Annotated in this window: 19 protein-coding genes and 1 pseudogene; 11 read left to right on the forward strand and 9 right to left on the reverse strand. The window is 72.5% G+C overall.

Annotated elements, in window-relative coordinates:
• Positions 1–145 precede the first annotated feature (145 nt).
• The 3 genes and pseudogenes from FDO65_RS23245 to FDO65_RS02285 form a co-directional block, all read left to right on the forward strand.
• Positions 146–511, forward strand: a pseudogene (locus FDO65_RS23245) (ATP-binding cassette domain-containing protein); the annotation flags it as partial.
• Entirely contained in the window at positions 509–1,018 is a 510-nt protein-coding gene (locus FDO65_RS23250) for an AAA family ATPase (protein WP_476739042.1), read from the forward strand. The pseudogene FDO65_RS23245 and the gene FDO65_RS23250, both read left to right, overlap by 3 nt.
• Positions 1,015–2,163, forward strand: a complete 1,149-nt coding sequence (locus FDO65_RS02285; protein WP_240757373.1) for an ABC transporter permease — start codon at positions 1,015–1,017, stop codon at positions 2,161–2,163. The genes FDO65_RS23250 and FDO65_RS02285 overlap by 4 nt, the downstream gene beginning before the upstream one ends.
• A gap of 31 nt (positions 2,164–2,194) precedes the next feature.
• Here the strand turns inward: FDO65_RS02285 and FDO65_RS02290 are convergent, their stop codons facing one another.
• Positions 2,195–2,707, reverse strand: a complete 513-nt coding sequence (locus FDO65_RS02290) for a MarR family winged helix-turn-helix transcriptional regulator (RefSeq protein WP_205849730.1) — start codon at positions 2,705–2,707, stop codon at positions 2,195–2,197.
• 322 nt (positions 2,708–3,029) lie between these two features.
• On the opposite strand from FDO65_RS02290, the gene FDO65_RS02295 reads away from it, so the two are divergent.
• Positions 3,030–3,338 carry a helix-turn-helix domain-containing protein gene (locus FDO65_RS02295; RefSeq protein ID WP_166442004.1) on the forward strand — a complete coding sequence of 103 codons (309 nt, stop codon included), beginning with the start codon at positions 3,030–3,032 and terminating at the stop codon, positions 3,336–3,338.
• 59 nt (positions 3,339–3,397) lie between these two features.
• Positions 3,398–4,369 carry a tetratricopeptide repeat protein gene (locus FDO65_RS02300; RefSeq protein ID WP_137447862.1) on the forward strand — a complete coding sequence of 324 codons (972 nt, stop codon included), beginning with the start codon at positions 3,398–3,400 and terminating at the stop codon, positions 4,367–4,369.
• Between the two features lie 15 nt (positions 4,370–4,384).
• Here the strand turns inward: FDO65_RS02300 and FDO65_RS02305 are convergent, their stop codons facing one another.
• From FDO65_RS02305 to FDO65_RS02325, 5 genes are all read right to left on the reverse strand, one after another.
• The gene (locus FDO65_RS02305; RefSeq protein ID WP_137447863.1) at positions 4,385–5,578 is read right to left on the reverse strand and encodes a neutral zinc metallopeptidase; all 1,194 of its coding nucleotides are present in this window, start codon (positions 5,576–5,578) and stop codon (positions 4,385–4,387) included.
• 26 nt (positions 5,579–5,604) lie between these two features.
• The gene (gene glgB, locus FDO65_RS02310; protein ID WP_166442122.1) at positions 5,605–7,842 is read right to left on the reverse strand and encodes a 1,4-alpha-glucan branching protein GlgB; all 2,238 of its coding nucleotides are present in this window, start codon (positions 7,840–7,842) and stop codon (positions 5,605–5,607) included.
• A gap of 470 nt (positions 7,843–8,312) precedes the next feature.
• Positions 8,313–9,740: a maltokinase N-terminal cap-like domain-containing protein gene (locus FDO65_RS02315; protein ID WP_166442005.1), complete on the reverse strand. Its 1,428-nt coding sequence runs from the start codon at positions 9,738–9,740 to the stop codon at positions 8,313–8,315.
• Positions 9,737–11,428, reverse strand: a complete 1,692-nt coding sequence (treS, locus tag FDO65_RS02320; protein ID WP_205849923.1) for a maltose alpha-D-glucosyltransferase — start codon at positions 11,426–11,428, stop codon at positions 9,737–9,739. Before treS ends, FDO65_RS02315 begins: the two co-directional genes overlap by 4 nt.
• 11 nt (positions 11,429–11,439) lie before the next feature.
• Complete coding sequence (locus FDO65_RS02325) at positions 11,440–13,464, reverse strand: alpha-1,4-glucan--maltose-1-phosphate maltosyltransferase (RefSeq protein WP_137447865.1); 2,025 nt, start codon at positions 13,462–13,464, stop codon at positions 11,440–11,442.
• A 201-nt stretch (positions 13,465–13,665) separates the two neighbouring features.
• Between FDO65_RS02325 and glgP the strand changes: the two genes are divergently transcribed.
• Together glgP and FDO65_RS02335 are read left to right on the forward strand one after the other, a co-directional pair.
• Positions 13,666–16,272, forward strand: a complete 2,607-nt coding sequence (gene glgP / locus FDO65_RS02330) for an alpha-glucan family phosphorylase (RefSeq protein WP_137447866.1) — start codon at positions 13,666–13,668, stop codon at positions 16,270–16,272.
• A 153-nt stretch (positions 16,273–16,425) separates the two neighbouring features.
• The gene (locus FDO65_RS02335; protein ID WP_137447867.1) at positions 16,426–17,019 is read left to right on the forward strand and encodes a hypothetical protein; all 594 of its coding nucleotides are present in this window, start codon (positions 16,426–16,428) and stop codon (positions 17,017–17,019) included.
• Positions 17,020–17,032: 13 nt separating this feature from the next.
• Here FDO65_RS02335 and FDO65_RS02340 read toward each other — a convergent pair whose 3' ends face one another.
• Both FDO65_RS02340 and glgX read right to left on the reverse strand, forming a co-directional pair.
• Positions 17,033–17,524 carry a hypothetical protein gene (locus tag FDO65_RS02340; RefSeq protein WP_137447868.1) on the reverse strand — a complete coding sequence of 164 codons (492 nt, stop codon included), beginning with the start codon at positions 17,522–17,524 and terminating at the stop codon, positions 17,033–17,035.
• A gap of 26 nt (positions 17,525–17,550) precedes the next feature.
• Positions 17,551–19,623, reverse strand: coding sequence for a glycogen debranching protein GlgX (gene glgX / locus FDO65_RS02345; protein WP_137449389.1), 2,073 nt, complete (start codon positions 19,621–19,623; stop codon positions 17,551–17,553).
• 277 nt (positions 19,624–19,900) lie between these two features.
• Here glgX and FDO65_RS02350 point away from each other — a divergent pair, with 277 nt between their 5' ends.
• A complete protein-coding gene (locus tag FDO65_RS02350) occupies positions 19,901–20,749 on the forward strand; it encodes an ABC transporter ATP-binding protein (protein ID WP_137447869.1) in 849 nt (282 codons plus the stop codon).
• Positions 20,750–20,759: 10 nt separating this feature from the next.
• Here FDO65_RS02350 and FDO65_RS02355 read toward each other — a convergent pair whose 3' ends face one another.
• A complete protein-coding gene (locus FDO65_RS02355; RefSeq protein ID WP_166442006.1) occupies positions 20,760–21,821 on the reverse strand; it encodes a serine hydrolase domain-containing protein in 1,062 nt (353 codons plus the stop codon).
• Between the two features lie 39 nt (positions 21,822–21,860).
• Between FDO65_RS02355 and FDO65_RS02360 the strand changes: the two genes are divergently transcribed.
• Genes FDO65_RS02360 through FDO65_RS02370 form a run of 3 tightly spaced genes read left to right on the forward strand, consistent with a single transcriptional unit; the run spans position 21,861 to position 24,257 of the window.
• Entirely contained in the window at positions 21,861–23,084 is a 1,224-nt protein-coding gene (locus FDO65_RS02360) for a THUMP-like domain-containing protein (protein ID WP_137447871.1), read from the forward strand.
• An 11-nt stretch (positions 23,085–23,095) separates the two neighbouring features.
• Positions 23,096–23,818, forward strand: coding sequence for a bifunctional 1-(5-phosphoribosyl)-5-((5-phosphoribosylamino)methylideneamino)imidazole-4-carboxamide isomerase/phosphoribosylanthranilate isomerase PriA (gene priA, locus FDO65_RS02365; RefSeq protein WP_137447872.1), 723 nt, complete (start codon positions 23,096–23,098; stop codon positions 23,816–23,818).
• A gap of 10 nt (positions 23,819–23,828) precedes the next feature.
• On the forward strand, positions 23,829–24,257 hold the full coding sequence (locus FDO65_RS02370) for a DUF1772 domain-containing protein (protein ID WP_137447873.1): 429 nt from the start codon (positions 23,829–23,831) through the stop codon (positions 24,255–24,257).
• Positions 24,258–24,265 lie beyond the last annotated feature (8 nt).

Raw genomic sequence — 24,265 nt, forward strand, 5'->3', positions numbered from 1 at the left:
CCCGGAACCGGACAAGCGGGCCGCAACGTGACGCGGCGGCGTTGTTACGGTGACCGGCATGACCGAGACGCCCGCCGCGATCACCGCCCGAGACGTCGTCAAACGCTACGGCGGGAGCGGTCGGGGCAGGGGTGCCCCGGTCACCGCCGTGGACGACGTGTCCCTCGACGTCGCCGCCGGTGAGTTCTTCGGCATCCTCGGGCCCAACGGGGCCGGCAAGACCACCCTGCTCGAGATCCTCGAGGGGCTCCGGGAACCGGACGGCGGCACGGTGCGGTTCCTCGGTCAGCCGGTCTGGCCGCGGAACACCGCGCTGCTCGACCGGATCGGTGTCCAGCTGCAGGCCAGCGCGTTCTTCGAACGCCTCACCGCGGCCGAACAGTTGCAGACCTTCGCCGACCTCTACGGCGCCCCGTCCGGCCGGGTCAGCGAGATGCTCGACCTGGTCGGACTGACGGACAAGGCGGGGACACCCGCCGAGAAACTGTCCGGCGGTCAGGCCCAGCGACTGTCCATCGCCTGCGCCCTGGTCCACGACCCCGACCTGGTGTTCCTCGACGAGCCGACGGCCGCCCTCGACCCGCAGGCCCGGCGCAACCTGTGGGACCTGCTCCGGGAGATCAACGCCCGCGGCAAGACGGTCGTGCTGACCACCCACTACATGGACGAGGCCGAGTTCCTGTGCGACCGGGTCGCCATCATGGACACCGGACGGATCCTGGAACTCGGGGCCCCGGCCGAACTGGTCCGCCGACTGGATGCCCCCGTGCGGATCTCCGTGGACGCCGCCGCCCTCCCACCGGACCGGGCCCGGGCCCTGGTGGCCGCGCTTCCCGGCGGTGCGGACGGCCACCCCGACATCGGGGCGACCGACGCCAGCACCGTGCTCTCGACCCGCCGGCCCGCGCCGGTGCTGGCCGCCCTGGCCGAAGCCGACGCGTTGGCCGGCCTGCAGGTGCGCGGCGCCACCCTGGAGGACGTGTTCCTGGCGCTGACCGGACGGGAGTACCGCGCATGACCAGCACCCGGCCCCACACCCCGGCCGTCCAGCCCACCGGGCACCCGACGCCAACCGTCGCGCCTCGGGGTGGCGGTGGGCCGCGCGCCTTCCGCAGCCTGTCGGCCGCCATGTTCAAGGGCTTCTACCGCGACCGGTTGAGCGTCGGCTTCTCGGTGCTGTTCCCGCTCTTCTTCATCCTCATCTTCGGCACCGTCCTGAGCGGCGGTGCGCCGTCCGCGACCAAGGTCGTGCAGGTCGGCGCGGTGCCGTTGATCGACCAGCTGCCGGCGCAGGCCCGTCAGGAGCTCGGCCAGGCGCTGGAGATCACCAGCGCCGACTCGTTGGCCGACGCGGTCGAGCAGGTACGCAAGGGTGAGGTGGCCGCCGTCGTCCAGCAGGACGGCGACACCCTGTCCGTGCAGTACTCCTCGGCCGACCAGGTCACCGCGGCGACGGTGCGGGGCATCTTCGACGCGTTCGTCAACGCGGCCAACATCGCCGCCACCGGGGCCCCGCCCACCTACACGTTGCAGACCAGCCAGGTCGAGGACGAGTCGCTGCAGGCCATCCAGTTCATCGCGCCCGGCATGATCGGTTACGGCATCGCCATCGGCGCGGTCTTCGGCGCGGCGATGACCCTGATCACCTGGCGGGAGAAAAAGCTCCTGCGTCGGCTGCGGCTGGCCCCGGTCTCGACGGTCAGTGTGGTGGCTTCGCGGGTCGTCGTGTCCATCGTGGTGGCGCTGGTGCAGCTGGTGCTCTTCGTCGGGGTGTCGATGCTGCCGTTCCTCGGGCTGCGACTGTCCGGCGCCTGGTACATGGCCGTGCCGCTGACGATCGCCGGAACGCTCGCGTTCCTGGCCATCGGACTCTTCGTGGGCTCGGTGGCGAAGACGGTGGAGGGCGGCAGCGGGCTGGCGAACCTCATCACGCTGCCGATGGCGTTCGTATCCGGCGCGTTCATCCCGGCCGACAGCGGTCCGGAGTGGATGACCGTCGTCGCGAAGTTCCTGCCGCTGTCCTACCTGGTGGACGGGCTCAAGGACGTCCTCGTCCGCGGCGAGGGTCCGGCCGCCGCGGTGGTACCGATCGTGGTGATGCTCGGCTTCGCCGTGGCGGTCACCCTGGTGGCCACCCGGTTCTTCCGGTGGGACACCGCCTGACCCACCCGGACGTGGACGGGCGGAGCCGGTCTCAAGCGAAGTCGCCGGCGGCCCGGCGCACCTTGGTGAGCAGTCCGGACAACTGCCGCAGTTCTCCGGAGTCCAGGCCGACGAAACCGAAGTCGGCGGTGGTGACCGCCTCGGTGGCGGCGCCCAGACGTTCGCGGCCCAGATCGGTGAGCTCGACCAGGGTGGTGCGGCGGTCGCTGGGATGCGGGAGCCGGCGAGCCAGACCGTCGGCCTCCAGGCGGTCGACGATGTTGGTGATCGACGTGGGGTGCAACTGGAGCCGCTCGCCCATCATCCGCATCGGCAGCGAGCCGCGCTGCGAGAAGCTGAGCAGCACCAGGGCCTCGTAGCGGGCGAAGGTGAGGCCGTGGCGCTTGAGTCGGTCGTCCACCGCCGCCTGCAGGATCTGCTGCACCCGCATGACGTTGGTGACGGCTTCCATCGAGTCGCTCGTGCCGATCCGCTCGGACCACGTCTGCGCTGCCTTGGCGATGGGATCGAAGGGCAGGGCGGGAGCGGACACGTTCGCGGTCATTACCGCACAGTAGCAATCCGGCATTCCCGATTCGGGGGCAGTTGTGGCCAGCCCGGCGAGCCGGGGCCTGACCGTCCGGTTCCGACGGTGGTCGGCCGGCCGCCTGGACGTCACCCGATGGTCGGGCCCGTGAGCGTCGACACCTCTGCCGTCAGCGAACCCGGCTGCCGACCGTCGGCGGGGGAGAAGTAGCGTCAACGCCAGACACCGGTCTCTCGGGCCGGTCGGACGAGCAGGGGGCTGGATGGGCCAGACCGAGGCGCAGCGGAGCACGCCGGTGACGGCACCGGTGCCAGCTCTTGGTCGTGCTGCCCGTGCCGCCGTGGTGCTCGCGCCGGTCTCCGCCGCCCCCACTGTCCCGGCCCGGCTCACGTTCCGTCAGGCCGTCGGCCGGGTGCTGCGGGCCGAGCGTCGCAGTCAGGCCCGCACCCTGCAGGACGTCGCCGACGCCGCCCAGGTGTCGCTGGCCTTCCTCTCCGAGATCGAACGCGGGCGCAAGCAGCCGTCGTCGGAGGTGCTGGCCGCGTTGAGCCGGGCCCTGAAGATGGACGTCGCCGATGTCGTGGCGCGCACCGCCGACGAGCTGCGTTCGGCCGCCCGCACCGGCGGACCCCAGCTGCGGGCCGCCTGACCCACCACGTGGTCGTGGCCGCCGGCCGGTCACTTCGCCCGCGTGGGAAGATCGCAGTCATGTCACGACCGCAGTCCCGCTCCCAGGCCCAGGCCATGTCGGCCGCCTTCTCCGGGGCCGTCGACCTGTCCGCGTTGAAGGCCCGCCCCGCCGCCGGGCCGCCCGCGGCCGGGTCCGCCGCCCCGACGGCCGGCGCCGAGTCCGCCTACGTCGTCGACGTGACCGAGGCGACGTTCGCCGATGTCGTCCAGGCCTCGACGTCCGTCCCCGTGCTGGTCGATCTGGGCGCCTCCTGGTCGGCCGAGAGCCAGCAGCTCACCGCCACCCTGACCACCCTCGCCGAGAACGCCGGCGGTACCTGGATCCTGGCCCGCGTCGACGCCGATGCGAGCCCGCGAGTCGCGCAGGCCCTCGCGCAGGCCGTCGGCGCCCAGGCCATCCCGATCGTCATCGCCCTGGCCGCCGGGCAGCCGGTGGCCGCGGTCGGACCGGAACCCGAGCCCCGGTTGCGGGACTGGATCGCCCAGCTCCTGGGGGCCCTGCGCGACCAGCTGCCGGGTATCCGGCCGGCCGAGGAGGCGCTGGCCGCGGCCGGCGGCGACGAGGTCGAGCCCGAGCCGGAGGACCCACGGTTCGTCGCGGCCGAGGAGGCCCTGGCCGCCGGCGACTTCGCCGCCGCCGCGCAGGCCTACCAATCCATCCTGGACGTCGAGCCGGCCAATGCCGACGCGCAGGCGGCCCTGGCCCAGACCGGTCTGCTCGCCCGGGTCACCGAGGCGCCGGCCGACGCCCTCGACCGGGCCGACGCCGCTCCCGACGACGTGCCGGCCCAGTGCACCGCCGCCGACGTCCAGGTCGCCGAGGGCCAGCCCGACGCCGCCTTCGCGCGGCTGGTCGCCACCGTGCGGCGCACTGCGGGCGAGGACCGCACCGCTGCCCGCGAACATCTGCTGCAGCTGTTCGGATTGTTCGCCCCGGACGACGAGCTGGTCGTCAAGTACCGGCGGGCGCTGGCCGCCGCGCTGTACTAGAACGACAGGCCGGGGTCAGCGGCAGCCGTCCGGCCCGTGCTGCCATCCGGCCGCGAACGCCACGAGCTGCCCCGTGGTCGCGCCCGGGCGGGAACGGACCAGGTCCAGGGCCTCGTCGGGATCACCGGCCCAGGCCCCCAGGCCCCCGGTCGTCGGGGCGCTGGTGACCGCCGCCGTCCAGGCTCCGGCGAAACAGGCCGCCCCGATGTCGGATCCGGTGACGGCGTGGCCGGTGGCGAGGGCCGCGGCGGCGGCCGCGGCGAACTGGCCGAAAGGTCGGGCCGCGTCCAGATCGGCCGCGTCGGGTGACGGTGGATCGCCCACCGCTGCGGAACCGCCGGGCCACCCGGTGACCAATCGGCGCAGGCTGGGCGCGGCGTCGGCGACCGCCCCGGCTGGGTCGGCGTAGCGGGGCCGGCCGCCGTCCTCGGTCCGCCGATCCGATGGCAGGTCCGTGGTGGTCAGCGCACGGCACGCGGCCGCCCCCGAGCCCCACCCCCGCAGGACGAACTCCAGCCGGTCCACCCCGCGGCCATGGGCGGCCGGGTCGACGGCCACCATTCCGGCCGGGTCCCGGAAGTCCAACAGCACCTGCAGGGACGGCAGGAGATCGGCGGTGTCCAGCCGTTCCCGGGTCGACCCGCCGTCCCGCAGCCAGGCCAGGAACGCGCCGGCGTAGCAGTCGGCCTGGGCCTCGATCAGCAGCGTCGGGTAGCGCACCGGGTCGGCCGACCGCTGGGCCGGGGTCGGGCCCACCCGGGCCTGGACGGCGTGGCCGTACTCGTGGGCGAAGGCCGCGGCGACCGACCCGGCACCACCGCGGCCCCACAGCACCGGGACCAGGGCCGAGCTGTCCCACACCAGGCCGTCCTGGTCGGGGCAGTAGAAGGCGTTGCCGCTGATCTGCGCCGGGCGGGTCACGCACAGGGCGCCGGCGCCGCCGGCGGCCGCGTCGACGGGGTGGTACCCGCCGGCCGGCGGGACGAACGCCGGCCCGCCGATGGTCGGCTGGGTGGCCGTCCAGTAGTCCTCCAGGTCGGCCAGCACCGTCGTCACCGCCGCGTTCGCCGCGTCGGCGAAGCCGCTCGGGTCCGGGGCAGCCGGTCCGCACCCGGTCAGCGCCAGCAGACCGGCGAGCAGCACGGCGACGGGCCGGGTCGATGGCCACCGCCACCGACCCGGCCCGGATCGCCGTCCGTCGTCCCGCATGCTCGCCGTTCGACGGGTCCCGCGGCCTACTCCGACGACTCCGGAGCGAGCCACAGGGCGCCGAGCGGCGGGATGGTGATGGTCGCCGAGGCCGGCTGGCCGTGCGACTCGATGTCCCCGGCCACCACGGCGCCCATGTTCCCGGCGCCCGACCCGCCGTACAGCTCGGAGTCGGTGTTGATCGCCTCGCGCCAGACCCCGGCGAACGGCAGACCGATGCGGTAGCCGCTGCGCGGGGCGGGCGAGAAGTTGAGGATGCAGGCCATCACCGAGCCGTCGCTGCCCCACCGCAGGTAGGCCAGCACGTTGTTCTCCCGGTCGTTGGCGTCCAGCCAGGTGAACCCGTTCGGCGAGAAGTCCTGCGTGTACAGCGCCGGGCTCGCCCGGTAGACGCGGTTGAGGTCACCGACGAGCCGCCGGACCCCCGCGTGCAGCGGGTAGTCCTTGAGCTGCCAGGGCAGGCCGATGGCGTCGTTCCACTCCCAGGGGTTGCCCAGCTCCTGGCCCATGAACAGCAGCTGCTTGCCCGGGTGCGCCCACTGGTGGGACAGGAACGTCCGCAGGGTGGCGGCCTTCTGCCACTCGTCACCCGGGATCTTGGACCACAGCGACTGCTTGCCGTGCACGACCTCGTCGTGCGAGATGGGCAGCACGAACTGCTCGGTGAACGCGTACATCAACGAGAAGGTCATCTCGTTGTGGTGCCAGGACCGGTAGATCGCGTCCCGGGAGATGTAGCCCAGGCTGTCGTGCATCCAGCCCATGTTCCACTTGAGGTGGAAGCCGAGTCCGCCCAGGTGGGTCGGCCGGGTGACGCCCGGCCAGGCGGTGGATTCCTCGGCGATCATCAGGGCGCCGGGGACGCGCTTACCGACGGTCGCGTTGGTCTCCTGCAGAAACGAGACCGCGTCGAGGTTCTCGTTGCCGCCGTAGATGTTCGGCAGCCACTGCCCGTCCTCACGGGAGTAGTCCAGGTAGAGCATCGAGGCGACGGCGTCGACGCGGAGCCCGTCGAGGTGGAACTCCTCCAGCCAGTACAGCGCGTTCGCGACCAGGAAGTTGCGGACCTCGCGACGACCGAAGTCGAAGACGAACGTCCCCCAGTCCGGCTGCTCGCCACGGCGCGGATCGGCGTGCTCGTACAGCGACGTGCCGTCGAACCGGCCGAGCGCCCACTCGTCCTTGGGGAAGTGCGCCGGCACCCAGTCGAGGATGACGCCGTACCCGGCCTGGTGCAGCCGGTCGATGAGGTAGCGCAGATCGTCGGGGGAGCCGAACCGGGCGTCCGGGGCGTAGTAGGACGTGACCTGGTAGCCCCACGACGGGGCGAACGGGTGCCCGGCCAGCGGCAGGAACTCCACGTGCGTGAACGCGGTCTCGGCCAGCTCCTCCAGGAGCGCGTCGGCCAGTTCGCGGTAGTTCAGCCCCAGCTTCCACGAACCGGCGTGCAGCTCGTAGATGGACAACGGCTGGTTGAGGACGTCCGCACCGGCCCGGGCGTCCATCCAGTCGCCGTCGGACCACTCGTAGCGGCTGCTGGTGACGACCGAGGCGGTGGCCGGCGGCACCTCGGCGGCGAAGGCCATCGGGTCGGCCTTCTCCCGCCAGTGGCCGTCGTTGCCGAGGATCGCGAACTTGTAGCGGGTGCCCTCACCGACCCCCGGGACGAACAGCTCCCAGACCCCGGACGAGCCCAGCGAGCGCATCGGTGTCCCGGCGCCCGACCAGTGGTCGAAGTCGCCGGTGACCCGGACGCCCCGGGCGTTGGGCGCCCACACCGCGAACGAGGTGCCGGTGACCTGACCGCCGGGGGTGTCGTACGTGCGGACGTGGGCGCCCAGGACGTCCCAGAGGTTCTCGTGCCGACCCTCGCCGATCAGGTGCAGGTCGATCTCGCCCAGGGTCGGCAACCAGCGGTACGGGTCGTCGACCTCGTACACGGCGCCCGGGCCGTAGTCGGCCCGGATCCGGTAGTCGCCGACCGGCCCGTCGACCCGCGCGGTGAAGATGCCGCCGTGGGTGTGCTCGAACGGCACCTCGGCGCCGCCCTCCTGCAGCAGCGTCACGCTCTTGGCGTGGTGCCGCAGGGTGCGGACCAGGGTCGAACCGTCGGTCTGCGGGTGCGCCCCGAGGATGCCGTGCGGGTCGTGGGTGTCGCCGCCGATGACCTTCTCGTAGTCCTCCGCCGTCGGCCCGGCAGGACCGTCGTCGGCAGCGGTCGGCGCATCGACCGGGCCGTCGGTGGTGACCCCACCGGGCTTGATCTCGTCCGCCGCGGTGCCCTTGCCCTCACCGGTGGCCAGCGGGGTGTCGGCACCGACCGGGGGAGCGACCCGCCGGGAGGTGTCGGCCGGGTCCGCCCCGGTGGGCACGGCCGCGTCGGCCGGGGCCGCCGTGGCGGGCGCCTTGGCCCGGGACGCACGCTTGCGCGGAGCGGGCGCCGCCGGGGCGGCGACGACCTCGGCGGCGTCAGGGGCGGCCGGATCGGCGGAGGCCGCGGCGGCACTCGTGTCGGACGCGACGGCAGCGGTCTTGGCGCTGACCGCGGTGCGTCGGCGGACCGGCGCCTTCCTGGCCGGGGCCGCGTCCGTCGGGGCGTCCGTCGCCGGGGCCGCAGCGTCCGCGGCCGGCTTCTTCGCGGGGGCTCGTCGGCGGGCCGGGGCCTTCTTCGCCGGCGCCGGATCCGGGCCCACGGCGGAGGTCTCGGCGGTCGGGTCCGAAGGGTTGTTGCTGGTCACGAGTGTCCTCCGTCGGGGGTGGCAGCGTGGGTCAGAGCGACGACCGCCTGCATTGGGATGGGGACCCAGTGCGGGCGGTGCCCGTTCTCGTAGAGCACTTCGTAGATCGCCTTGTCGAGCTCGAACGCCGTCAACAGACTGCCCGCTGTGCGCGGGTCCTGCCCGGCGGCCCGGGCGTAACCGTCGGCGAACGCCGTGCGGTTGCGGGTCGCCCATTCCGCGGCCCGGTACCGGTGTTGGGCCTGGACCGGGTCGTCCGGATCCCCGCCGACGGTCTGGCCGCGGGCGGCGTAGTCGAACGACCGCAGCATCCCGGCGACGTCGCGCAGCGGGCTGTGCGCCGCCCGGCGGTAGGCCAGCGGCTTGGACGGCTCGCCCTCGAAGTCGATGATGCTCCAGCCCTGCAGGGTGCGGAGCACCTGTCCGAGGTGCAGGTCGCCGTGGATGCGTTGCCGGGTCAGACCGTCGGGATGGTCGGCCGCGGCCCGGAAGGTCGCGAGGATGGCGTCGCGATGCTCGGCCAGCTCGGGGACGAGGGCGATCGCCGCCTCGGCGGACGCGATCATCTGCCCGATGATCCGCTGCGCCTCGCCCGGATCGGCCACCTCGGAGCCGAACGCGGCGGCGAGGTCGGCGTGCACCTCGGCCACCGCCTGACCGAGCCGGTCGGCCTCGGCGGCGAAGTCGCCGCCCACCTCGTCGGCGGTCAGGTCGCCCTCGGACAGCAGGTCCCGGACGCTGGCGGTGGCCATCGCCCAGCCTTCCGCACTGTTGGCGAAGAACTCCGTCAGCAGCCCGAGCGTGGTGGTCTGGCCGGCCAGCGGACCGGTGATCTCGCCGAGCGGGGCCGCGACGTGCGCCGAACCGGCCGCGGACAGGGCGCGGTGGATCTCGGCGTCCGGGTTCGGGCCCGGTTCCAGGCGCCGGAACATCTTCAGGATGGCCCGGTGCCCGTAGACGATGGACGTGTTGGACTGTTCGGCCCCGATGACCAGCCCGGGCAGGGTCGGGTCGATGTCGGCGCCGGGCTCGGACCGGAAGGAGAGGTCTCCGACGTCGGCGCCCGCGACGATGGCCGACAGCAGCACCCCGGCGACGTGGGGGTCCTGCAGCGCGTCGTAGCCGGTGAGTCCGGCGACGTCTCCGATGTGCGCCTGGGGCCCGACGCTGTCCGGCAGACCCGGGGCCCAGCCGATCCACATCTGGTACCGCTGCACGCCGACCGGGGTCTGGACGGAGAACAGCAGCTGCTCGATCGGACCGCCGTGCACCTGGTCGGGCATCGGCGTGCGGGACAGGATCGTGAACGGCCCGCGGTCGAGGTTCTTGGCCGCGAACCAGCGCTGGCGCGGGACGAAGTCGGTCAGCAGACCGGCGACGGCCGTGTCGGTCGGGAACTGGTGGGGGCTGTGGTGTTCGCTCATATCTCCCCTCCACTGATGTCGAACCAGTAGAAGCCGTGTCCGGGCAGGGTCAGCAGATAGGGCAGCACGCCGATCCGGGGGAACGGCGTGCCGCCGGTCAGTTCGATGGGAGTCGCTCCTTCGTAGCTGCGCAGGTCCAGTTCGACCGGTTGCGGGAAACGCGACAGGTTGTTCACGCACAGCACCGTCGAGTGCTCGCCCGACAGCGTGTACGACAGGACCGACGGGTTCGAGCCGCCGAGATCGGTGAACCGGCCCACCGCGAAAGCGGTGGACCGCTTGCGGATCTCGATCATCCGCCGGGTCCAGTGCAACAGCGAGGCCGTGCTGTTCATCTGGGCCTCGACGTTGACCGTCTGGTACCCATAAACCGGGTCCATGATCGCCGGGAGGTACAGCCGCGCCGGGTCGCACCGGGAGAACCCGGCATTGCGATCGGGCGACCACTGCATGGGGGTCCGGACGCCGTCCCGGTCGCCCAGCCAGATGTTGTCGCCCATCCCGATCTCGTCCCCGTAGTACAGGACCGGCGAGCCGGGCAGCGACAGCAGCATGGCGGTGAACAGCTCCTGCTGGTTGCGGTCACCATCGAGCAGGGTGGCCAGCCGCCGGCGGATGCCGATGTTGGCCTTCATCCGCGGATCCTTGGCGTACTCGGCCCACATGTAGTCGCGGTCCTCGTCGCTGACCATCTCGAGGGTGAGCTCGTCGTGGTTGCGCAGGAAGATGCCCCATTGCGCGCTGGCCGGGATCGGCGGGGTCTGGGCCAGGATCTCGGAGATGGGGAAGCGGGACTCGCGCCGGGCCGCCATGAAGATCCGTGGCATCAGCGGGAAGTGGAAACACATGTGGCACTCGTCGCCGCCGACCTCCGGGTCGCCGAAGTACTCGACCACGTCGGCCGGCCACTGGTTGGCCTCGGCCAGCAGCACGGCGTCGGGGTACTCGACGTCGATCACCCGGCGGCACTCGCGCAGGAACGCGTGGGTCTCGGGCAGGTTCTCGCCGTTGGTGCCGTCCCGCTCGTACAGGTAGGGGACGGCGTCGAGCCGGAACCCGTCGATGCCGAGGTCCAGCCAGAAGCGCAGGACGTCGAGCATCTCGGCCCGGACCCGCGGATTGTCGAAGTTGAGGTCGGGCTGGTGGGCGAAGAAACGGTGCCAGTAGTACTGCTTGCGGACCGGATCGAACGTCCAGTTGCTCGGCTCGGTGTCGACGAAGATGATCCGCGCGTCGGGGTAGCGGGTGTCGTCGTCGGACCACACGTAGTAGTCGCCGTAGGGCCCGTCGGGATCCCGGCGGGATTCGGCGAACCACCAGTGCGCGTCCGAGGTGTGATTCAGGACGAGGTCGGTGATGACCCGGATGCCCCGGGCATGGGCGGCGTCCAGTAGGGCCACGAAGTCCTCGACCGTGCCGAACTCCGGCAGCACCTTGCGGTAGTCGCTGATGTCGTAGCCGCCGTCCCGCAACGGGGAGTCGTAGAACGGCGGCAACCACAGACAGTCGATCCCGAGCCAGTGCAGGTAGTCCAGCTTGTCGATCAGCCCGCGCAGATCGCCGGTGCCGTCACCGTTGGAGTCGCTGAACGCCCGGACGAGCACCTCGTAGAAGACGGCGCGCTTGTACCACTCGGCGTCCCCGTCCAGTGGTCGGGCCCGCGGCAGGTCCCCGGCCGGGGAATCCAGTGCCGGTGGGGTCACCGACGGACCACGCGCAGCACGTGCGCGGTGCGCCAGTTCGGGTTGAGGCCGACGGTGTTCCGGGTGCCCCAGTGGTAGGTCTCACCGGACAGCTCGTCGACGACCTCGACGACGTCGTCCCAGTCCAGTCCGAGCCGCGGCATGTCGAGATCCGTCTGGCCCCACTGCTGTTCGCGGGAGTCCAGGCACACGACGACGATGACGGTGTCGCCGCTGACCTCGTCCCGCCGGGAGTAGCAGAGCAGCTTGTCGTTCGAGATGCCGTGGAACCACAGCCCCTTCATCTGTTGCAGGGCCGGGTGGGCGCGGCGCAGCTCGTTGAGCCGGGTGATCAGCGGCTCCAGCGAACCGCCGGTGGCCAGCGCCCGCCCGTAGTCCCGCGGCCGCAGCGCGTACTTCTCGGAGTTGGCGTACTCCTCGCTGCCCGGCTTGACGGCCTCGTGCTCGAACAGCTCGTAGCCCGAGTAGACGCCCCACGTCGGCGAGAGCGTGGCCGCCAGCACGGCGCGGATCGCGAACATGGCCGGCCCGCCGAACTGCAGGGACGCGTGCAGGATGTCGGGGGTGTTGACGAAGAAGTTCGGCCGCATGTAGTCCGAGGCCTCGACCAGTTCGACGGCGTAGTCGGTGAGCTCCTGCTTCTCGGTCCGCCAGGTGAAGTACGTGTACGACTGCGTGTAGCCCAGGCGGGCCAGCTCGTGCATCATCGCCGGCTTGGTGAACGCCTCGGCCAGGAAGATCACCTCCGGGTGGGTCCGGTGCACCTGCCCGATCAGCCACTCCCAGAAGTTGATGGGCTTGGTGTGCGGGTTGTCGACCCGGAACACGGTGATGCCGTGGTCGATCCAGAAGTTCACGACCCGCAGCACCTCGGCGTACAGCCCGTCCGGGTCGTTGTCGAAGTTGAGCGGGTAGATGTCCTGGTACTTCTTCGGGGGGTTCTCGGCGTAGGCGATCGAGCCGTCCGGCCGGGTGGTGAACCACTCGGGGTTGCTCTGCACCCAGGGGTGGTCGGGGGCGCACTGCAGGGCCAGGTCGAGCGCGACCTCCAGGCCCCGGTCGCGGGCGGCGGCCACGAAGGTGTCGAAGTCGTCGATGGTCCCGAGGTCCGGGTGCACGGCATCGTGTCCGCCGGCGGCCGACCCGATGGCCCACGGCGAGCCGACGTCCCACGGCTGCGGGTGGATGGTCCCGCCCGGCTCGGCCGGCGTGTTCGGGCCCTTGCGGTTGACCTCGCCGATCGGGTGGATGGGCGGCAGGTAGACGATGTCGAAGCCCATCGACTGCGCCCGGTCCAGCTGCAGGACCGAGTCGGCGAACGTGCCGTGCCTGACGGGACGGCCGGACTCGTCGACCTCGGCGCCGCTGGACCGCGGGAAGAACTCGTACCAGGAGCCGAACTCGGCCAGCTTGCGGTCGACCCAGATCTCCATCACCGGTGAGGTGGTGATCAGCTCGCGGATCGGGTCGGCGGTGAGTACCGGCCACAGCTCGGGGGACAGCGCCGGGCCGATGCGCTCGGCGACCGACCGCGAGGTGTCGCGCAGCGCGTCGATGGCCGCGGTGATCGCGCCGGCGTACCGCTGGTGCGGGCGGGCGACGATCTGCTCCAGGAGCAGCGCACCGGTCTCCAGGTCGTTGGCCATCTCCTCGGCCGACTGGCCGGCGGCCGCCTTCACCTCGACGGCGTGGTGCCAGGTGCCCAGCGGGTCGCTCCAGGCCTCCACCTGGTACGTCCACATGCCCATCCGGTCCGGGACGACCGTCGCGGTGTAACGGGTGCTCCAGGAGGCCTCCCGCTGCAACATGACGAGCGGGGCCTGTTCGCCGGTGCCGGCTGGCGCTCCGTCGCCCGGGGTGCCGTCCGCCGGTGGGCGCCACACCACGTTGGCCGCCACCGCGTCGTGTCCCTCGCGGAACACGGTGGCGCCGATGGTGATCGCCTGGCCCACCACGGCCTTGGCCGGGTACCCGCCGGCGATCTGGGGGGAAAGCTCGTTCAGTCCGATGCGTCCAGCCACGGGCGTCAACCTACCGGGCGACGTGGGGCGCCGCTGGGGCCGCCCCGGTGCGGCTCCGACGGAGCCCCGCCGTCCACGACCGGCCCGCTAAATTGCTTTGCTGAAGCGATATAGCCGGGCTGATCCGTCCGTTGCGTTCCCCGTCCACAATTGGCATGAATGGTGCGGCGGCCACCCGGGAACCCAGTAGATTCGACCCTCGTGAAGGCACTCCGACGTTTCACGGTCCGACCGCAGCTGCCCAGTCGTCTGGAGCCGCTCGGTGCGTTGATCCGCAACCTGCGGTGGTCCTGGCATCCGGCCAGTCAGGACCTCTTCGCCGACATCGACCGATCGCTGTGGGCCAAGTTCGAGGGTGACCCCCTCAAACTGCTCGGCGCCGTCTCGGTCGATCGGCTCGAGGAGCTGGCCGCCGACGAGGAATTCGTCGGCCGCATGCACGCGCTGGCCGCCGACCTCGACCACTACCTCACCGATCCGCGCTGGTACCAGCACCAGCAGGAACTCGACACCGAGCGCCGGCCCGACGGCACCTCCGTGCTGCCGCGGACGATCGCCTACTTCTCCATGGAGTTCGGCGTCACCGAGGTGCTCCCGAACTACTCCGGCGGCCTGGGCATCCTGGCCGGTGACCACCTCAAGTCGGCCTCCGACCTGGGCGTGCCGATCGTCGGTGTCGGTCTGCTCTACCGCTTCGGCTACTTCTGGCAGTCGCTGTCGTCCGACGGGTGGCAGCAGGAGCACTACCCGGCCCATGACCCGCAGGGTCTGCCGATCGAACGCGCCCTGGGCGCCGACGGCGAGCAGATCAGCGTCACGGTGCCGATCCCCGGCGGCCGGTCGCTCACGGCCCGCGCCTGGGTGGCCCGCGTCGGTCGCGTCCCGCTGCTGCTGCTCGACGCCGACATCGAGGCCAACGACGACTTCCTGCGGCAGACCACGGACCGGCTGTACGGCGGCGACCAGGACCACCGCATCCGGCAGGAGATCCTGCTCGGTGTCGGCGGTGTCCGGGCCGTCACCGCCTACGCGGCGGCCAACGGCCTGTCGGCCCCCGAGGTCTTCCACATGAACGAGGGCCACGCCGGGTTCCTCGGCCTGGAGCGCATCCGCGAGCTGATGACGTCCTCGGGGTTGAGCTTCAACGAGGCGCTGTCCGCCGTCCGCGCCGGCACGGTGTTCACCACCCACACCCCGGTGCCCGCGGGCATCGACCGGTTCCCGATGGACCTGGTCAACTACTACCTGGACGCCGACCACGACGGCTGCGCGCGGCTGCTGCCCGGGCTGCCGGTCGGCGACGTGCTGGCCCTCGGCGCCGAGCACGACCCGAGTCGGTTCAACATGGCCCACATGGGTCTGCGGCTGGCCCAGCGGGCCAACGGCGTGGCCAAGCTGCACGGCGTGGTCTCCCGGCTCATGTTCAACGGCCTCTACCCGGGGTTCGAGCCGGACGAGGTGCCGATCGGCTCGGTCACCAACGGCGTGCACCTGCCGACGTGGGCGGCCCGCGAGATGTACGACGTCGCCGGCGACATGGCTGACTGGCAGGACCTGGCCTCGGCCGACGAGTGGCCGGCCGCCGACCGGGTGTCGTCCGAGCGGCTGTGGAACCTGCGCAACACCCTGCGCGGCCGCCTGGTCGAGATGGCCAGGTCGACCGCCCGCGTCTCGGCCATGCAGCGCGGGGCGTCGATCGCCGAGCTGGGCTGGACCGAGTCCATCCTCGACCCCGAGGTGCTGACCATCGGGTTCGCCCGCCGGGTCTCCACCTACAAGCGGCTCACCCTCATGCTGCGTGATCCGGAGCGCCTGCGTCGCATCCTGCTCGACCCGGACCGCCCGGTGCAGATCATCATCGCCGGCAAGGCCCACCCGGCCGACGAGTACGGCAAGCGGTTCATGCAGGAGATGGTCCGGTTCACCGACGACCCCGCCCTGCGGCACCGCATCGTGTTCCTGCCCGACTACGACATGTCGATGGCCCGGGTGCTCTGCGCCGGTTCCGACGTCTGGCTGAACAACCCCGTCCGTCCGCAGGAGGCGTCCGGGACGTCGGGCATGAAGGCCGCTCTGAACGGCGGTCTGAACCTGTCGATCTCCGACGGCTGGTGGGACGAGCTGTACGACGGCCACGACGGGTGGGCCATCCCGACCGCGGACGGCGTCGACGGCGACTCCCGCCGGGACGACCTCGAGGCCGCGGCCCTGTACTCGCTCATCGAGAAGCGGGTCGCCCCGCTGTTCTACGAGCGCAACGCCGCCGGGCTGCCCGAGGGGTGGGTCGACACCGTCCGGCACACGCTGTCCTACCTCGGGCCGCGCGTCCAGGCCACCCGTATGGTCCGTGACTACGTCACCGGGTACTACGGCCCCGCGTCGGCCTACTCGCTGAAGGTCACCAGCGACCTGACGGTCGCCAAGCAGCTGGCCGCCTGGAAGGACGACGTCCGGGCCTCCTGGCCGAACGTGCGTGTGGTCAACGTCGACACCTCCGGAATCGGCGCCGAGCCCTCGCTGGGCAACGTCATGACGGTCCGCGCCTACCTCGACCTCGGTGGGCTCAGCCCGGAGGACGTCGAGGTGCAGACGGTGACCGGACGGGTCGACGAGAGCGAGCAGTTGCACGACATCACCTACTCGACGATGACGTTCGTCGACGGGCAGGACCAGCGCGGCGACGGCTTCCGCTACGAGGCCGAGCTCCCGCTGCAGCGCTCGGGGCCGGTCGGCTACACCGTCCGCGTGCTGCCGAAGAACGGTCTGCTGGCCTCGCCGGCCGAGCTGGGGCTCGTCACCATCGCCTGACCCGTTCGACGCACCATCATCACCGCGGCCCGGTCCTTCTCTGCGAAGGACCGGGCCGTCGGCGTTCGGGGGTAGTCACTACGCCGATCGAGGTTGTCCACAAGATCGAACTACGGTGCGTGAACGGTGCTAAATCGCGTCTACCGTGCCGATATGCGCAAATGGTTGTCTCGGCAACGAGGGTCGACGGCGGGTCGCCCGGCAGCAGCGGCGACGGGGATCGTCTGCCTGTGCGGCTCGTCGGTCCGATTCGGCGGCCTGCGCCCCGACCCGGCCGCCTGGTACCTGTTCGACGAACCCACCCGGCGGAAGTGGCATCGTGTCTCCCCGGGCGCCCAGCAGTGGCGCGCCGCCGCCGCGAACCATTGCCGCTCGGGCCGGCACCTGTGGGTGCTCTGGGACGGTCCGGGCGGTCGCCGCACGGTGTACCGCGTCCTGCACACCGGAGAGGACGAAACGGATCCCGACCCCAGGGCGCCCGGATTGAGCGCACCGGACAGCGTCTGCAGCTGGCAGCCGGTGCCGATCACGGCCCGCCCGGCGGAGGTCGACCTCCCGCACTGGTGGGCCGTGCAGGCCGCTCTGTTCCGCGAGTTGCCGGCCGAGCCGGGGACCGCCCTGCTGCGACCGTTGCGACGCTGCCCGGACGGCGACCACCTGGTGGCCTGGTGGGACGGCGAGAGGGAACCCGCCAGCGTCTATGTCGCCGTCGGGGTCACCCGGGCAGGCGCGGACGCTCCTCGCTGAGCGGACGGACAGCTCAGCGGCGGACCGTGAAGCCGACCCGGACACCCCACGGGCTGCCCAGCAGCAAGGTCATGCCCCAGGTCATCCGGAATGCGGACTCGAAGATGCGGAACACGGTGTCGGCGGCCAGCGCGAACGGATCGAACACCATCGCGCCGGTTCCGGCCGGGGCGTCCTGTCGTCGTTCGACCAGCACCCGGGCGCGGTGCAGGGCATCGGCCGCGGCCGCATCGCCCTGCTGGGCCCAGCCGTGGACGACGCGCAACTTGACCGCCGTGGTCACCGCGGTCTCGTCGGTGCCGAAGGGGACCGCGATCCGCTCGTCCCCCTGGTGCAGCCACAAACGGCCCGGGGTCTCGGAGATCACGACGGCCCACCGGGCCACCGGGTGGGCTTCGTCCATCCCGGCCCGCACCATGTGACCGCCGTCGCGCCGGGCGACGAGCACGCACGGCACCTGATCGGCGCACAGGCGCCGGTGGATCTCCTCCAACCGCCGGGACATGGCCTCACCGTAGTGGCGCGGCCGGCTCACCAGGTCCCCGGGTCGTCGTCGTGGCCCGGACGGGCCCGCAGCAGCCATGTGGTCCGACCCGGGATGACGACCGGTCGCCCCGGCTCCGGGGCCGGTCCGCCCGGGGCGCCGGTCGGCGTGTCGGTGTCCAGCACGAGCTCGTATCCGGACGCCCACGGGGAGTCCGGCAGTGTGACGGTGGTCGGTTCGGCTGCGGCATGCAGGACGAGCAGCCACGAGTCGTCGCTGAGTGGTTGGCCGGCCGGCGTATGCCCGCGGACGTCGGTGCCGTTGATCCACAGCAGGATCGTGTGCCGGCCACCGTCGAACCAGTCCCCGTCGCTCATGGTGCGGCCGTCCGGCGCGAACCAGACCAGGTCGGGGTGGCCGTCGCCGCTGACCGAGCGACCCTCGAAGAACTCGGCCTGTCGCAAGCCGGGGGAGCGGTGCCGGATGTCCAGGGCCCGCTGGAAGAAGGCCAGCAGATCCAGGGCCTCGGCATCGTCCGGCTCGTGGTCCGGTCGGCCCGCCGGGGTCGGCCACCGCACCCAGCTGAGCTCGTTGTCCTGGCAGTAGGCGTTGTTGTTGCCCAGCTGGGTGCGCCACAGCTCGTCGCCCATGGTGATCATCGGCGTCCCGGTGGCCAGGATGAGGGTGGCCGCGAGATTGCGGGCCTGGCGGGTGCGCAGGGCCCGGACCTCCGGGTCGTCGGTCGCCCCCTCGACGCCATAGTTGTGGGAGCGGTTGTTGTCGGTGCCGTCGCGGTTGTCCTCACCGTTGGCCGCGTTGTGCTTGCGGTCGTAGGAGACCAGGTCGCGCAGCGTGAACCCGTCATGGGCGGTGACGAAGTTGATCGACGTCCACGGCCGCCGGTCCGGGGCGAACAGGTCGGACGACCCGCTGAGTCGGTAGCCGAGGTCGCGGACCCCGCCGACACCACGCCAGAAGTCGCGCACGCAGTCCCGGAACCGGTCGTTCCACTCCGACCACTGCACGCCGAACCGTCCGACCGCATAGCCCTCCCCGGTGGCGTCCCACGGCTCGGCGATGAGCTTGCGCGTCGACAGCAGGGGATCGGTGGCGATCGCGGTGAGCAGGGCCGCGCCCGGGTCGAAGTGGCCGCCGTGCGGGCGTCCCAGGACCGAGGCCAGGTCGAACCGGAAACCGTCGACGCCCAGGGACCCGGCCCAGTAACGCAGCGAGTCGACGACCATCCGCACCATCGGCAGCTGGCCGGCGTCCAGGCTGTTGCCGGTCCCGGTGATGTCGCGGCCGGGCCGCAGGTAGTACGACGAGGGGGAGAGCCCGCGCCAGCTCAGCGCGATGGGGAGGTCGGGCCCGCCCTCGCAGGTGTGGTTGTAGACGACGTCCAGGACGACCTCGATACCCGCCCGGTGCAGCGCATCGACCATCGCGACGAACTCCGTCGTCTCCCGCCCCGGTGCGGTGGCATAGCCCGGGTGCGGCGCGAAGAAGCTGAGCGTCGAGTAGCCCCAGTAGTTGCGTCGCCCGGTGGCCAGCAGGCCCGGTTCGGCCGCCGTGGCGTGCACCGGGAGCAGCTCCAGGGTGGTGACGTGCAGGCGCTGCAGGTGCTCGATGACCGCCGGGTGCGCGACTCCCAGGTAGGTGCCACGCAGTTCTTGCGGGACGGCCGGGTGCAGCCGGGTCAGGCCGGCGACATGCGCCTCGTAGACCACGGTCTGCTCCCAGGGCACCCACGGCCGGGCCGAGCGGGACACCGGGGGGTCGACCACGATGCCGACCGGCGCCCGCCCGGCGGTCGGGGCTCCGGGGGCCGCGGCGGCCGGCAGGTCGTACTCGGTGGTGGTGACCTGCCGGGCGTAGGGGTCGAGGAGCAGTTTGGCCGGGTCGTTCGCCGGCACCCGGTAGCCGTACCGCTGGCCCGGGACGACCCCGGGCACGAAGGTGTGCCAGGAGCCGTGGGTCCGCTCGGCCATGGTCACCTGGTGTTCCCGGCCCTGCTCGTCGATCAGGCACAGCAGGACGTCGGTGACGCCGGGACGGCCGTCGGCGACGACGGAGAAGTTCACGCCGTCCCGGTACGCGGTAGCGCCCAACGGGAACGGCATGCCCGGGAACGGGCTCGACCCGACGCGTGGGTGGGCCTGGGGGTCGACACGTCCGGGACTGTCCGCCCGCGGTGCGCCGGGTCCGGCGTCGACCCCCGGGGCCGGGGCCGGGGCCGGGGCGGCGGTGGTCGGGTCGGTCGCGGGCACGGTCGGGACGGACCCGGGGACGGCGGACTCGTCGGCGGTTGGCGTCACGGGAGCAGTCTCCCCGACCACCGGCATGCCGCGAAGCCCTGGGGCGTGGTTGCCGGACGGAGGGGTGATGACGTGAGCAACAATGTTCGGCGTGACCTCCGCCCCTGTAGTGCCGTCATCGATCCAGCCCGGACCCGACTCGGTCGTGCATCTGCTGGAGGTGACGGTCCGCCGGGGCTCGACCCTGCTGCTCGACCGGGTCTCCTGGAGCGTCGACGCCGACGAGCGCTGGGTCATCCTGGGGCCCAACGGCGCCGGTAAGACCACCCTGCTGCAGATCGCCGCGGCCAACCTGTTCCCCACCACCGGCCGGGTGCACGTCCTGGGCGAACGGCTGGGCGCCGTCGACGTCGGGGACATCCGCCCGCGGATCGGGCTGTCCTCGGCCGCCCTGGCCGCCCGGGTCGCCCCCAGCGAGAAGGCGGTCGACGTGGTCGTCTCCGCCGGATGGGGTGTGGTCGGACGCTGGCGGGAGGCCTACGACGCGCAGGACTTCACCCGGGCCGGCGAGCTGCTGTCCGCGATGGGCGTCGACCACCTGGCCGAACGGCAGTTCGGCACGCTGTCCGAGGGCGAACGCAAGCGGGTGCTGGTGGCCCGGGCGCTGATGTCCGACCCGGAACTGCTGCTGCTCGACGAGCCGGCCGCCGGGCTGGACCTCGGTGCTCGCGAGGACCTGCTGGCCCGCCTGTCGGCGCTGGCCGTCGACCCGGTCGCGCCGACCACCATCCTGGTCACCCACCACGTGGAGGAGATCCCGCCGGACTTCAGCCATGTGCTGCTGCTGCGCGGGGGTCGGGTCGTCGTCGCCGGCCCGATCGCCGAGGTGCTCACCGCGCAGTCGCTGTCGAAGACGTTCGGCATGCCGCTCGCGTTGGAACAGCGGGACGGGCGCTATTTCGCCTGGGCGCACGAGGACCGGCCGGCCTGACGCGCGGGGGTCAGGCCGCGTCGTTCCAGGCGTCGCGGATGGCGTCGGCGGCTCGGCCGCCGTCGTCGCCGTTCGTCAGCACCACCAGGGCCGCCCCGGCGGCGGGACGGACCCACAGGTCGGCGTGGAAGCCGCGGTTGACCCCGGGATGGCCGACCACGTCGGAACCCCACCGTTCCACTCCCAGTCCGTATCGACCGTCGGTGCCGGCCGCCGGGGACCGCATGTCGACGGCCCGGGGGTCGTTCGAGGCCAGCCAGGCGGCCAGCCGGGTCAGGTCGGCGGCGGTCGTGCACCAACCGGCCGCGGCCGCTTCGACGTAGCGGTACCGGGGGGCCGGCGTGCCGTCGGCGAGGTGACCGGCGGTGTCCCGGGGGTGGGTCTCCGCCTCCTGAGTGCAGCCGTAGCCGCTGTCCGTCAGGCCCGTCGGCTGCAGGAACTCCGATCGGGCCACCTCGGCGAACGGCCGCCCGGTCACGTCCTCGACGACCTGCTGCGCGATCGTGTAGCCGCCGCCGGAATAGGCGTAGGACCCGGGTCGTAGCGATTGGCGCACCGGGGCGCCGGTCGTCGCCCCGGCCAGCGAGTCGGCGGTCATCGGTAGCGGCCGGTCGGCCGGTTCACCGAGGTAGCCGGCCGTGTCGATGCCGGCGGTGTGGCTGAGCAACGCCCGCAGGGTCACCCGCTCCGGGTGCGGGAAACCGGCCGGGGACCACGATCGCAGCATCGACGTGACGGGCGCGTCGAGATCGAGCCGGCCCTGCCCGGCCAGGGTGAGCACCGTCGCCGCGGCCACCGTCTTGGAGATCGACCCGGCCTGGAAGACCGTGCCGGCGGGGACCCCGGCCTGCCCGATCCAGGCGACCTGGCCGTCGACGACGGCGCCGACCGCGACGCCGGGCACCGCGGTGACGTGCGCGGCGGCGGCCGAGACTGCCGAGACTGCGACAGCGGCCGACCGGGGTGGCAGCAGCTCGACGACCGGCGCGCGGGTCGCCAGGTGCCAGCCGATGGCCCCTCCGGTGGCCAGGACGACGGCGACGACGACGCCCGCGACCGCACCTCTCCGCACGCCCACCGACCCTAGGCGGCGGGGTGGTCCAATGGGGACGTGGCCTACCGCTTCACGATCGACGACGTGGCCTGGCTGGCCGGACCGGCCGGCGACGAGGCGCTCGCGGCCGCCGCGGAACGCCCGCTGACCGACGCCTCGCTGTTGACCGACCTCGGTCGTCTGCGCGCCCGGCTCGGTGACGCCGCCGATCGGGCCGGCGCGGTCGTCGAGACCGTGCGCCTGCGGAGGAAGGCGACGGACAAACTCGGCGGGTGGGCCGCCGGGGGCCTGTTCACCGACGAGGCGCTGCAGCAGGCCAGCCCGGTTGCGGTGGCCCGCCATCGCGCCCGTCGACTGGCCGGCGTGGACGTGCACGACCTGACCTGTTCGATCGGCGGCGATCTCGTCGTGCTGGCCGGGCGGGGGGAGGGGACTACCGCCGGTTCGGACCTGGACCCGGTCCGGGTGGCCATGGCCCGCCACAACCTCGACCAGGCCCGGGTGGACGCCGCGGTCACGGTCGCGGACGCCCTGACGGTCCGGGCCCGAGGCGGCCTGCCGTACGCGGATCCGGCGCGCCGGGACACCCGGGGCCGCCGGGTGATGGGGGCCGACGCCGTCGTCCCGTCCGTCGGCGACCTGGACGCGGCGCACGCCGCCCGGCCGCCGGTGCTGCGCGTGCCACCCGGGCTCGACTACGAGGCCCTGGCCCGACCGGGGGAGGTCGAGCTGGTCTCGCTGGCCGGATCGGTCCGGGAGGCCGTACTGTGGCCCGCCGAACTGGCGTCGGTGACCGGGCCGGTCGGGCGGCGGGCCACCGTGCTCGACGCCGACGGCACGGTCCGCCTGGCCCTGACCAGCGACGATCCGGACGACATCCCGGTCCGGCCGGCCGCGGTGGGCGAGTACCTGATCGATCCCGACCCGGCCGTCGTCCGCGCCCACCTGGTCCGCGGGTACGCCGCCCGGTTCGCGTTGCGGCAGCTCGACCCGCACCTGGCCTACCTGACCGGGCCGACCCCGCCGCCCGGAGTGCGGTCGTTCCTCGTCCTCGACGAGGCACCGTTCACCGAGCGGACGGTGGCCGGATGGGCCCGGCGGGACGGAGTGGGAACGCTGGAGATCAAACAGCGCGGCACCGCCGTCGTCCCGGACGACCTGCGCCGGCGACTGCGGCCGGCCCTGCGCGGTGCGACCCGACAGGCGGCGACCCTGGTGCTGGCCCGGGTCGGTCGGTCGGTGCACGCCTACTGGTGCCGGGCGGTCGGCCCGGACGCCTAAGGTGGTGGCCCGTGACCTTCGAACTCCTCCCCGCCGTTGACGTCGCCGACGGCCAGGCCGTCCGCCTGGTCCAGGGCGAGGCCGGCAGCGAGACCCATTACGGGGCCCCGCTCGATGCCGCCCTCGCCTTCCAGGCCGACGGTGCCGAGTGGATCCACCTCGTCGACCTCGACGCCGCCTTCGGCCGCGGGTCCAACGCCGCCCTACTGGCCGAGGTGGTCGGCCGGCTCGACATCAAGGTCGAGATGTCCGGCGGGATCCGGGACGACGCGTCCCTGGAGGCCGCTCTGGCCACCGGCTGCACCCGGGTCAACATCGGCACCGCGGCCCTGGAGAACCCGGACTGGTGCGCCACCGTCATCGACCGTTTCGGCGACCGGGTGGCCATCGGGCTGGACGTGCGGGGCACGACCCTGGCCGCCCGCGGGTGGACGCAGGACGGTGGGGACCTGTGGGAGGTGCTCGCCCGTCTCGACGCCCAGGGCTGCTCGCGGTACGTCGTCACCGACGTCACCAAGGACGGCACGCTGCGCGGTCCGAACCTGGACCTGCTCCGGGAGGTGTGCAGCAAGACCGCGGCCCCGGTCGTGGCCTCCGGTGGGGTCTCCTCGCTGGACGATCTGCGGGCGCTGGCCGGCCTCCGCGACGTCGGCGTCGAAGGGTCGATCGTCGGGAAGGCGCTGTACGCCGGGGCGTTCACCCTGCCCGAGGCGCTGGCCGCGGTCGCCGAGTAGCCGACCCCGGGTGACCGCCGAGCTGGCGTTCCTGGTCGCCACCGCGCTGTACGCGGGGTTCCAGTGGTGCGTCCAGCTGGTGGTCTACCCCCAGTTCGCCGCGGTCGCGCCCGCCGATTTCGCCGCCTACGAGGCCGCCCATCAGCGCCGCATCACCCCGTTGGTCGGGGTGCTGTTCGTCGGCCTGGCCGGAGCCGGCGGGTGGTTGCTGCTGGGCGCCGCGCCGGCCACGCCCGGGTGGCTGATCGCCGTCGCGCTCGCCCTGGTGGCCGCCGTCCCGGTGCTGACCGGCGTCGGGGCGGTACCACAGCACCGGGTGCTGTCCACCGGCTGGGACCCGGCGGCCGCCCACCGGCTGCGGCGGGTCGACCGGTGGCGCACCGCCGGCGCGACCGGGGCGTTGGTGCTGGCCGTGGTCATGGTGGCGGTCGCCACCTGACGCCGGCG

The organism is Nakamurella flava (genome assembly GCF_005298075.1).
Lineage (GTDB): Bacteria > Actinomycetota > Actinomycetes > Mycobacteriales > Nakamurellaceae > Nakamurella > Nakamurella flava.